Here is a 10,789-nt window from a genome sequence, read left to right on the forward strand (position 1 = left end):
CTTACACCTTTTCCACATTAACAAGGAACGCTTTAAACTCAGGCGTTTGTGTATTCGCATCACCAACGAATGGTGTTAACGTATTCGCAATAAAGCCTTTCACTGCGACACCTTCAAAGCCCCAGTGAATAGGAATACCAATGGTATCCACTTTGCGCCCATCAACATCAAGGGTTCTAATACGTTTAGTAACCACCGCTTTAGCTTTGATATAACCACGTTTTGAGCTGACTTTTACGGTATCGCCTTGAACAATGCCTTTTTCTGCGGCTAAACGCTCACCAATTTCAATAAATTGTTGTGGCTGAATAATCGCATTTAAGCGCGCGTGTTTAGTCCAGAAGTGGAAATGTTCTGTCAGACGATAAGTTGTACCGACATATGGGAAATCTTCTGCTTTACCCATATCTTTCCAGTCATCTTTAAAAATACGCGCTGCTGGGTTTGAAACCACATTTGGATGTAGTGGGTTAGTACCCAATGGTGTTTCAATTGGCTCATAGTGCTCAGGGAATGGACCTTCTGCCATCTTATCGATAGCAAACAGACGTCCCATACCTTCCGGCTGCATAATAAATGGACCAACATCAGAACCCGGTGCAGCGTTGCTATAGTCAGGTACATCAATACCAGTCCATTTGCTGCCATCCCATTCGATTAACTTACGTTTAGGATCCCACGGTTGACCTTGTGGGTCTGCCGATGCGCGGTTATAAATAATGCGACGGTTAAGAGGCCATGCCCATGCCCAACCTAATGTATTACCCAATCCTGATGGATCGGAGTTATCACGGTTAGCCATTTGGTTGCCTTTCTCTGTCCAGCTACCAGCGAAGATCCAACAGCCACTTGCTGTGGTACCATCATCACGTAACTGAGCGAACGAGCTAAGCAGTTGACCTTTTTTCAGAATGATATTGCCATCAGCGTCTTTTAAATCAACTAATGCTCTACCATTACTTTCTTGTGCAACTTCTGCGGATGTTGGATTATCAGGATCAAAGTAATCCCAAGTCATATTCAACACCTGCTCTGGCATCGCGCCGCCTTCTTCTCTATAGAGTTGGCGTAAACGATGGAAAATACCAGATAAAATCTCAGCATCAGGGATAGCAACACCAGGGGCATCACCACCTTTCCAGTGCCACTGTAACCAGCGACCAGAGTTAACGATAGAACCGTCTTCTTCTGCGAAACAGGTTGTTGGCAGACGGAATACTTCTGTCTGGATATCTGCTGTTTTAACGTCGTTCTCTTCACCGTGGTTCTGCCAGAAACATGAAGTTTCAGTGTTTAGCGGATCCATTGTGATAAGGAATTTCAGTTTTGATAATGAACGAACAACTTTGTTCTTATTCGGGAATGATGCAACTGGGTTAAAGCCTTGGCAGATATAGCCGTTGACTTCACCTCTATCCATCATGTCGAAGTATTGTAGAACATCGTAAGGTTTGTCCCACTTAGGTAACAGTGAGAAGCCCCAATCATTATCACGTTGAGCATTATCGCCATAGAATGTCTTCATCATACTGACGAAGAATTTAGGATAATTGCCCCAGTAGTTAACTTGTCCTGGTACTGTCGCTTTTGGCGTATTCGCAGCTAAGTAGGTTTCTAATGAAGTCTGCTTTTCAGAAGGCAGAGTCATATAGCCCGGTAAGCTTTGAGATAATAGACCGAGGTCAGTTAAGCCTTGAATATTAGAGTGACCACGTAGTGCGTTAACACCGCCACCAGCCATACCCATATTACCTAACAGTAATTGGATCATTGCCATGGTACGAATGTTTTGGGCACCAACGGTATGTTGAGTCCAGCCTAATGCATACAGGAAAGAAGCTGTTTTATCTTTCGCTGCTGTTTCAGCAATATATTCACAGACTTTTAGGAAATCGTCTTTTGGTGTACCACAAATCTGAGTAACCACATCAGGCGTGTAACGGCTAACGTGTTGTTTTAACAGATTCCAGACGCAACGAGGATGTTGTAATGTGGTGTCGCGTTTTGCGAAACCATTTTCATCCATCTCGTAGTTCCAAGTGGTTTTATCGTATTTACGTTTTTCCGCATCATATCCGCTGAATAAACCATCATCAAAATGGTAGTCTTCACGGACAATCAAGCTAGCATTGGTATAAGCCTCAACGTATTCTTTTTGATATTTCTTATTTTCGAGCAGATATAAGATAACGCCCGATAAGAACGTAATATCAGTACCAGAACGGATAGGCGTATAGAAATCCGCAACAGCCGCAGTACGGGTGAAGCGAGGATCAATAACAATGAGCTTGGCGTTATTATGGATTTTAGCTTCCATCGCCCAGCGGAATCCCACAGGGTGTGCTTCTGCCGCATTACCGCCCATAACGACGATAAGGTTGGCGTTTTTCATATCAACCCAGTGGTTGGTCATCGCACCGCGACCAAATGTTGGAGCAAGACTTGCTACCGTTGGTCCGTGTCAGACACGCGCTTGGTTATCGACAGCTAGCATCCCAAGAGCTCTTGAGAATTTCTGAGTTAAAAACCCAGTTTCATTGCTTGCTGCAGAGGCGCAAAGCATACCGGTTGTTAACCAACGGTTGACTTCTACACCTTCTTTATTGAATTTCTGGAAGTTGGCATCGCGGTCTTTTTTGATTAAGCGCGCAATACGATCAAACGTTTCTTCCCATGAGAGTTTTACCCATTTATCCGAGCCGGGTGCACGGTATTCAGGGTGTTTTAAACGACCTTCACTGTGGATGAAATCCACAAGACCAGCACCTTTAGGGCATAATGCACCGCGGTTTACTGGATGGTCTGAGTCACCTTCAATATGGAATATCGTTTCTTTTGCGTTTTTCGCGCCATCGCCCAGACTATACATTAATAGTCCACAACCGACAGAACAGTACGTACAGGTATTGCGGGTTTCGCGGGCTCTCAGTAATTTATACTGACGTGAACCTGCTAGCGCAACTGCTGGTGCAAAACCGAGCGCCGCCGCTGTAGTACCTGCCATACCGCCAGCACAGATCTTAAAGAACTGTCTTCTGCTGACCTGCATGGGGTCTCTCCTCATCATACATTGCTTTTACTGACTCTGATTTTCTTCACGAAAATGGAGCTGATTGTTTTTTTATTCCTATTATCCTTAATAGGATCAGGTTCATTGCCTGATAGGTAGTGTAAAATCGTTTTACCCGTATTGTTATTATGTATTAATAAATTTAGGAATTCATCTTATGGATGAAACAAAATCGACAAAATTGTTAACTAAACGTGTAATCATTGGCGTAGATCAAACAATTGTGCAACACAAAGGATCGCTTAACAGACAAGAAGACGATTATATTGCACTCGAAGTTCCTGTTGCATTAGTGTACAACGGAATTTCTCACGTCGTTATGATGGCAAGCCCTAAAAATTTAGAGTTGTTCGCTGTCGGATTTTCTTTATCAGAAGGCATTATAGAATCTTCTAATGAAATTCGCAGTATCGAAATTGTAGAAAGTTGTAACGGAGGCATTGAAGTTCAAGTTGAATTATCAAGCCGACGTTTTATGGGATTAAAAGAGCGACGCCGCAATATGACTGGTCGTACTGGCTGTGGTATTTGTGGAACTGAACAACTGGAAGAGATTTTCCGACCGATTACGCCGTTACCTTTTACACAAACATTTTCACTTTCAAACCTTGATAAAGCCTTAGAGCAGATGACAACCGTTCAAGAAATCGGTGAGCTAACGGGTTGTACACATGCTGCTGTTTGGTTGTCGCCAGAAGGTGAAATGCAGGGAGGATGTGAAGATGTTGGTCGTCATGTCGCACTTGATAAGCTTTTAGGTATGAAAGCGAAAGAAAAGTGGAGTGAAGGTGCAGTATTAGTCTCTAGTCGTGCCAGTTATGAAATGGTGCAAAAAGCCGCTATGTGTGGCGCAGAAATTTTATTCGCTGTTTCTGCGGCAACCTCTTTAGCGGTTGAAGTGGCTAATAAATACAATGTGACGCTGGTGGGTTTTTGTCGTCGCGGAAGAGCAACGGTGTTTACTCATCCACAACGACTGACTGACTAAAGTGCGATTACTGAAAATAGGTGTAATAACTACATGCGATCATGTTATCGCATTACACCTATTTGACCGATGACCACAATGCACCTAATTTGTAATCCCACTCTTTAGGTTTGATGGGAATACGTCCTGCATTTGGAGTAAAAGTCATTTCGCTAAAGATAAGCCTATTTTCAGACATTAAAAAATCGACTCGGCAATAATTAAAGTCACTTGCCATTTTAGCAGCTAATTGCAGCATATTTTCAAATTGAGCTGGTTTTTCAACAAGTTCTGGGGTGTTGGGATCTTCTAATGTGATAGGTTGTAACTGCCAATTTGTATCATACACATTAATGTACTCATTCCCTTTAGTATCAGAAATATCAATTTCAGCATAAAGAGGCTGACCATTAAAACAGTGAAGACGACAAGTCGTTGGTATCATTGGATTTTGTGTATCAAATAAATCGATATATTCTTCGCAGAGAATTTGAGCTTTGATTTTTTTATAATGCCATTCGCGCGTGACAGGATAGAGATTGCGTTTTAAATGAAACTGAAGCTTTTTCTTTGCTTTTTCAAAATCAAAAGTGGTTTTATCAAGGCAGATGATTGTACTACCACTGTCATGGTTACATTTGAGTACAAAGCGTGAAGGAAGTTGAGTAATATCGATTTCATCAGGATGAGAATAGGTGTTAATGATAGGAACCAGATAGTGTGGGCCAATCTTTTCTATCACATAGTCTCTCACTTTAATCTTATCTGCTAAACGCGTATAAATTGGATTTCTATCAAATAACATACGTGCATTAATTTTTTCATTAAGTGATGTCGGTATTTTAAAGTTAGGTTGATAACCTAAGTTACGTATAAACTTGTTCTTTAAATACACACGATCAGGTAATGCGATAGTGCGAAACTGTTTGAAATAATATTCTATGATTTTCATAAGCTAATGATTATTTTAAATAGATAAGTGAAATAAAAACTAACTTTTCTTTGAATTAAACTTCTATATAAAGAAATAATTAAATTAAATAGAAATTAAGAGAATAATGTCAGTTATTGATATTCTTATATTTTTTATTTATATAAACTTCGAAAGTATTAACGTGGGTTAATATTCAAAGTACTTATTTTAATAAAAGAAAAAATGACGACATTAAGGAAGAGTTAACAAAAAGGAATATTGATTAAGAGTATATTAATTTGATGACCATTTAGTTATATGAATTGGTTTATCCCAATTGTTAAAGCGTAATCCTTTTCCTGTTCTATTTCCGTGAGCATCTAATATCTCATAATACTCTTCAACGATTTGGCTACGACCACGTTGCCATTCATTGGTTGTTGCAAAAGGATCAATTAAATAGATATCGCCGACAACGGTATATAGTTCACCTAAATAGCGGATTTTCTTCGTACTACTATTTGAATAGTGAGAAAACATAATTTGGTAGGTTTTATAGTGCTCTGGCTGACCATAAGGGCCATATTTCATTGCAATATAACGAATACCTTGAGGATCAGAATGGCTTGCACCACCCGGAACAGGCATATCGGGTGTGATATTAAAAAGAGTATATCGAGAGCTTGCAGTCGGCTGTCTTAATGCTTGTCGATAGCTTTGTGTATCTAATCCAGAAGCTGGCCATGTTCTATCCACTAAACCATCTCCCGCTAAACAGGAAACAGATAATCCTAACAATGAAAGAATTATAAATAGGGACTTAGCAGACATAAATACTCCTTTATTGCCATTATGATGCCAAAAAATAAGGTATTTGTTCCGTGAAACAGAGGTGTAGAACCCTGTTATTTCTTGCTGTTATCCTATTTCATTCCAAAAGGTTATCAAAAGTAGAGAATAAGTGATTATCTTTTAAGCAATAAATACGTTTTTATATTGAGATAAATACAGGGCTTAACAGGTAAAAACGTATGAACACATCTAAAACATTACGCGTTGCTACTGTGCAGTTTCAGCATAAAGCAAACGACAAAGCTTATAATTTAGCGAAAATTCATCAATTTATAGAGAGTGCAGCCAGTCAGCAGGTAAAGGTATTAGTGCTTCCTGAAATGTGCATTACAGGATATTGGCACGTTCCTCAATTGCCAAAGCATGAAGTCTACGCATTAAGCGAACGCATTTCTGATAGCGCATCTTTAGCGTTAATCAAACAAAAAGCGATGGCGCATCAAATGGCGATAGGTGTCGGACTTATTGAGCGAGCAGAAGACAATACACTCTATAATACATGGGTTGTTTGTATGCCTGATGGCTCTTTGCATAAGCATCGGAAATTACATGCTTTCGAACATCCGATCATCAAAAGTGGTGAGCAATACACCGTATTTGAAACCCCTTGGGGCGTTAAAATGGGAGTATTAATTTGCTGGGATAATAACTTGGTAGAAAATGCACGCGCTAATGCATTATTAGGTGCCGATATTTTACTCGCACCTCATCAAACTGGTGGAACAAATTCACGTAGTCCACATAGTATGAAGCCGATCCCTATGACACTTTGGGAAAATCGACATCAAGATCCTCAATCATTACAAGCGGCATTTCAAGGTGAGCACGGAAGAGGCTGGTTAATGCGTTGGTTACCAGCAAGAGCTCATGATAACGGCATGTTTGTGTTATTTAGTAATGGTGTAGGTCGTGATGAGGAAGAAGTTCGTACAGGGAATGCAATGATCATCGACCCTTATGGACGGATAGTAAAAGAGAGCAAAGCGATTAATGATGATATGGTGATTGCAGATATTGATCTCTCATTATTAGAAAACTCAACCGGAAGACGTTGGCTAACAGGGCGAAGACCTGAACTTTATTCGATATTAACGACAAAATTAGGAAATGAACAAGATCCTATTTCAGTTCGATTTGGTAAAGCGTAATTCAATAAAAAACAGCTTTTATTTTGTTAGCTGTTTTTGTTTTGGTTAAAGAATAATCTCAATTTAATCTATTTGTTTTATTTATTAATATATTGGCGGCGGTTATTAATTTTATTTATTTATTCTATGTTAGAATAATAAAAGGAAAAATAAGATAGGATTAATGATTAATCATGGATACCCGTTTATTGAATGCTTTTGTTGTTTTAGCTGAAACAGAACATTTTGGTGAAGCTTCATCAAAGCTTTGTATTAGCCAACCGGCGCTAACTAAGCAGATAAAAACATTAGAATCTCAATTGGGTGTCACTCTTTTCCAGCGCGGACGTCACGGCGCAAAATTAACCCCTGAAGGACAGTATTTACTAAGCCAATCTCAATCAGTTTTAAGAGAAGCCCGTATTCTAGAAAAACAAGCTCGCCAATTGAGTGCTCCTCAAAAAGTAGAGCTGTATGCAGGATTTGGTCTGTCCTCATTAAATTTTATTACACCACTATTGGCAAAATTTAATCATGTTCATCCTGATATCACCGTTCATATTGATGATATGCCTTCTAACACAATGGAAGATAAATTACTTTTAGGTGAGCTTGATCTAGCGTTTTCACGTTTACCGGTTACAGAGCCACTAAAAAGTATTTCGTTAGTGCAAGAGCGATTGATGTTAGCCATTCCCACGCAAACTATTATGGTGCTAGAGGCTGATGATGATCCACTACACTACTTTAATACGCTTGGGCTTATTCAGTTGTCTCCTGAAAAAGGAAAAAAACTGTATCAACAAATCCATGATTTTCTGAAACATCATCAAATCAAACCTCGTGTATTACAACAATCGCAAGATATTCAAACGCAGCTAGCATTAGTTGCCGCAGGATTAGGAATGGCATTGGTACCTAAAAGTGCAGAACTTATTTGTGATAAACAAAAAATCACTTTATTGCCACTGTCTGGTTTGTATACACAATGGGAAATAGGTGTTATTTGGAATAATAATATTCAGAATAAAGATCGTGATATATTTATAAAAATAATTTCTGAGGAAATAAATAAAATATAATGAATGAGATAGGCTTTTTTATTTTATTAATGATTATATTTCTAATATATAACTTATAAGAAAGCTAAAACACCTAATAAATATTAATTAGTCTCAAAACAAATAAAGATAAATAATTGCGAGACTGTTCACAAAAATAAACATGAAATATTTATTGGTTTTTTATGTGTTTAAATAAAAAATCAAAGTAAATCATTTAATTAATTTAATTCTCATAACATAAATAGGGTTAATTAAAATCTCTCTAATTAAAATGTGTTATTTACAATACAAGAGATTTATTTAATATTACCTACGAACAACACAGCAAACTTTATATTCGTAAGTGAAGCTGGAAAGATAGATAAAATATTAATATTTCTGTAAGTGGCTACTTGTTATTTCTATTTATAATAAGTAGCCACACCCTCCAATGAATAATAAGGAAGTTATTATGAAAAAACGTAATAAATTAACCTGTGCATTATTTATATTAATGGGCTCTCATGCAGTACATGCTGAAATTCACTCTAATCAAAGCGGACCTTTAAACATCATGACTGTGGGAGCTAGTGATGCTGTTCAATATGGTTCTCATCAAATGCCTGGTGGAGAGCCGGGTGTTGGTATTAGTACAGTAGGAGGTGGGAAAAAAATTGGTTTTGCTTCGTTAACATCAGCAAGAATGAGTGGTGGAGCGGATAGTAATGGAATTTATACAGTTCAATCTAATCATCAACATAGTGATATGGGTGTTTTTCACTTTGCCAAAATCACGGATGCCAATGTCTATTTTGGTGACTGGGCAAAAACAACATCAGCAACGGATGCAACACACCAAACCTATTATGTTGGTAAAGATGTTACAACCACATTACCGACAGACAGTGCTACTTATACGGTAACGGGTATTAGTCAATATAGTGGTAATAACTTACTTACTGGCTCGTTCGATGTTAATTTCTCACAAAAAGAAATTACAGGTTCGCTGACTAATAGCCAACGTACGATTGATTTAGCAGGAGGAAATCTTTATACCGCAAATAATCAAGTGACGTTTTCTGCAGATGCAAATGAAGGGTCAACATCAGGGGTTGTTGAAGGGGCTTTCTTTGGTGAAAGTGCAGAGGCGTTAGCGGGTATTGTGGTGTTTAGTTCAGATCATAAAAAAGATATTAGTTTTGGTGGTACGAAAAATAGCAGTGACAGTGAATAAATGACAGTAAGCATGGATGCTTCTTGATTTTTTCAAAAATAATATTATAGATTTATTTGGTAAAACAATCGGTTAATTCTTTAAAAGTGGTATTAGTGGTCATTACGCTAAATGTTAGCAACAGATAATCTGGTATAGGGTTATCTGTTTTTTTTTATCTAAATTAAGCCGATTTGAAGGAATTGTTCTTTTGTTTTTATAAGGATATATAATGAATTATTATCAACTCTTAACCAAAGGGTTACTGGCTTTACCGCTAATTTTATTTTCATTTAATGGGAGTGCAAAAGAGAGCCGCGACAAACTATTTTATTATCTTGAAACAACGAGTACAGCTAAAGTAGGTCAGCAACTTTATCACTATTTGCAACAACAACAGTGGCAAAAAGCAGAAAGATTACTGCTTTACTATCAACAACAACCTCAACATGAAGCATTACTTGTTAATTACGCAAAGGCGTTATTGGCACAAAACAGAGGTGATTTTTTAAACGCTGAAATTTATTATCAGCAACAACTTAAGCAAAAAGCCGATTTTATCCCAGCCCAAACAGGATTAATTCAACTTTATTTTCATTTACGAGAATATAAAAAAGCACAGCAACAACTTAATCAACTGAGCAATATCGTTGATTTATCTAAAAATATTATCCAATCTATTGAGTTTTATAAGGTTAAGTTAGCCTCTTATTTTCAAGGCCAACGTTTCTATCAACTTGGCTTTTTTTATGATGATAATATTAATCATGCACCTTACTTATCTGAAAAAATTGTCTCTCAATCAACCCAAGGAAAAACGACGCTAAGAGGTGCAAAACCTATTGCATCTACAGGAATTACTCATTATTTTTCTTTTTATCAACCTTTTATTATTTATTCTCACCATACTTTTTCTTCTTATACTTATGCTCGATATATAGATTACCACTCTCACCGTAATGCTAATTTTTTTGCATTATATACACAACTGGGTTATCGCTATCAAAAACCTCAATATCAGTGGTCAATAACACCTTATTACGAAATAAAATCATCACGGGAACAATATGAATATCAAGCATGGGGGAATGAAACACAGCTTTCTTATTTTATTAATAAAAAGCAAACTATTAATTTAAGCTTGGATTATAAAATAAAGAAATATCAAAAAGCGTTAAATAATTTAAATGATAAGCGAGTAAGTTATAGTGCTTACCATAACTATTATTTTAATAATGGAATGCAATTAGTTAATCAATTAAATTATCAGTTAGATCGTAAAAAAAACACTTTATTAAATTATCAGCTGTATGGTATAAAAACTGGCGTTTATTATCCATTGTCAGCTAATTGGCATATCTCTCTTTTTTTACAGTATCAAATTAAATGCTTTAATAACTATAATCCTTTATTAAAAAAGAGAAGAAAAGACAATGGCGTTATTTTCACAACTAATATTAAAAGTAAATCGCCTTTTATTTTAGGGTTTTATCCCACAATAGAACTACGTTATACCCGAAGATTAAGCAATGTGGATTGGTTATATCAATATCAGCAACATGAAGTGTTATTTAAATTAGAAAAACAATTTTAATTAAATAAGT

8 protein-coding genes are annotated in these 10,789 nt (G+C 37.1%); 5 read left to right on the forward strand and 3 right to left on the reverse strand.

Features of this window, described 5'->3' with window-relative positions:
* Window position 1 precedes the first annotated feature (1 nt).
* Entirely contained in the window at window positions 2-3,049 is a 3,048-nt protein-coding gene (gene fdnG, locus D7029_RS18750) for a formate dehydrogenase-N subunit alpha (protein WP_109850233.1), read from the reverse strand.
* A 178-nt stretch (window positions 3,050-3,227) separates the two neighbouring features.
* Here fdnG and fdhD point away from each other — a divergent pair, with 178 nt between their 5' ends.
* Window positions 3,228-4,058: a formate dehydrogenase accessory sulfurtransferase FdhD gene (gene fdhD, locus D7029_RS18755; RefSeq protein WP_194951523.1), complete on the forward strand. Its 831-nt coding sequence runs from the start codon at window positions 3,228-3,230 to the stop codon at window positions 4,056-4,058.
* A gap of 58 nt (window positions 4,059-4,116) precedes the next feature.
* On the opposite strand, the gene D7029_RS18760 is transcribed toward fdhD, so the two are convergent.
* Window positions 4,117-4,989 carry an ATP-grasp fold amidoligase family protein gene (locus D7029_RS18760; RefSeq protein ID WP_194951524.1) on the reverse strand — a complete coding sequence of 291 codons (873 nt, stop codon included), beginning with the start codon at window positions 4,987-4,989 and terminating at the stop codon, window positions 4,117-4,119.
* Between the two features lie 255 nt (window positions 4,990-5,244).
* Window positions 5,245-5,781, reverse strand: coding sequence for a UmoA family flagellar biogenesis regulator (gene umoA / locus D7029_RS18765; RefSeq protein WP_075673724.1), 537 nt, complete (start codon window positions 5,779-5,781; stop codon window positions 5,245-5,247).
* A 200-nt stretch (window positions 5,782-5,981) separates the two neighbouring features.
* On the opposite strand from umoA, the gene D7029_RS18770 reads away from it, so the two are divergent.
* From D7029_RS18770 to D7029_RS18785, 4 genes are all read left to right on the forward strand, one after another.
* A complete protein-coding gene (locus D7029_RS18770) occupies window positions 5,982-6,950 on the forward strand; it encodes a nitrilase family protein (RefSeq protein WP_194951525.1) in 969 nt (322 codons plus the stop codon).
* A 173-nt stretch (window positions 6,951-7,123) separates the two neighbouring features.
* Window positions 7,124-8,011, forward strand: coding sequence for a LysR family transcriptional regulator (locus D7029_RS18775; RefSeq protein ID WP_194951526.1), 888 nt, complete (start codon window positions 7,124-7,126; stop codon window positions 8,009-8,011).
* Window positions 8,012-8,444: 433 nt separating this feature from the next.
* Window positions 8,445-9,206, forward strand: a complete 762-nt coding sequence (locus tag D7029_RS18780; protein ID WP_194951527.1) for a Slam-dependent surface lipoprotein — start codon at window positions 8,445-8,447, stop codon at window positions 9,204-9,206.
* Window positions 9,207-9,417: 211 nt separating this feature from the next.
* The gene (locus tag D7029_RS18785; RefSeq protein WP_194951528.1) at window positions 9,418-10,779 is read left to right on the forward strand and encodes a surface lipoprotein assembly modifier; all 1,362 of its coding nucleotides are present in this window, start codon (window positions 9,418-9,420) and stop codon (window positions 10,777-10,779) included.
* Window positions 10,780-10,789 lie beyond the last annotated feature (10 nt).

This window comes from Proteus vulgaris (assembly GCF_016647575.1).
Classification (GTDB): domain Bacteria; phylum Pseudomonadota; class Gammaproteobacteria; order Enterobacterales; family Enterobacteriaceae; genus Proteus; species Proteus mirabilis_B.

Excerpts from the sequence above, each read along its gene's own strand:
- fdhD (WP_194951523.1), top strand. The coding sequence starts at position 3,228 with ATGGATGAAACAAAATCGACAAAATTGTTAACTAAACGTGTAATCATT.
- D7029_RS18760 (WP_194951524.1), bottom strand. The coding sequence starts at position 4,989 with ATGAAAATCATAGAATATTATTTCAAACAGTTTCGCACTATCGCATTA.
- umoA (WP_075673724.1), bottom strand. The coding sequence starts at position 5,781 with ATGTCTGCTAAGTCCCTATTTATAATTCTTTCATTGTTAGGATTATCT.
- D7029_RS18770 (WP_194951525.1), top strand. The coding sequence starts at position 5,982 with ATGAACACATCTAAAACATTACGCGTTGCTACTGTGCAGTTTCAGCAT.
- D7029_RS18775 (WP_194951526.1), top strand. The coding sequence starts at position 7,124 with ATGGATACCCGTTTATTGAATGCTTTTGTTGTTTTAGCTGAAACAGAA.
- D7029_RS18780 (WP_194951527.1), top strand. The coding sequence starts at position 8,445 with ATGAAAAAACGTAATAAATTAACCTGTGCATTATTTATATTAATGGGC.
- D7029_RS18785 (WP_194951528.1), top strand. The coding sequence starts at position 9,418 with ATGAATTATTATCAACTCTTAACCAAAGGGTTACTGGCTTTACCGCTA.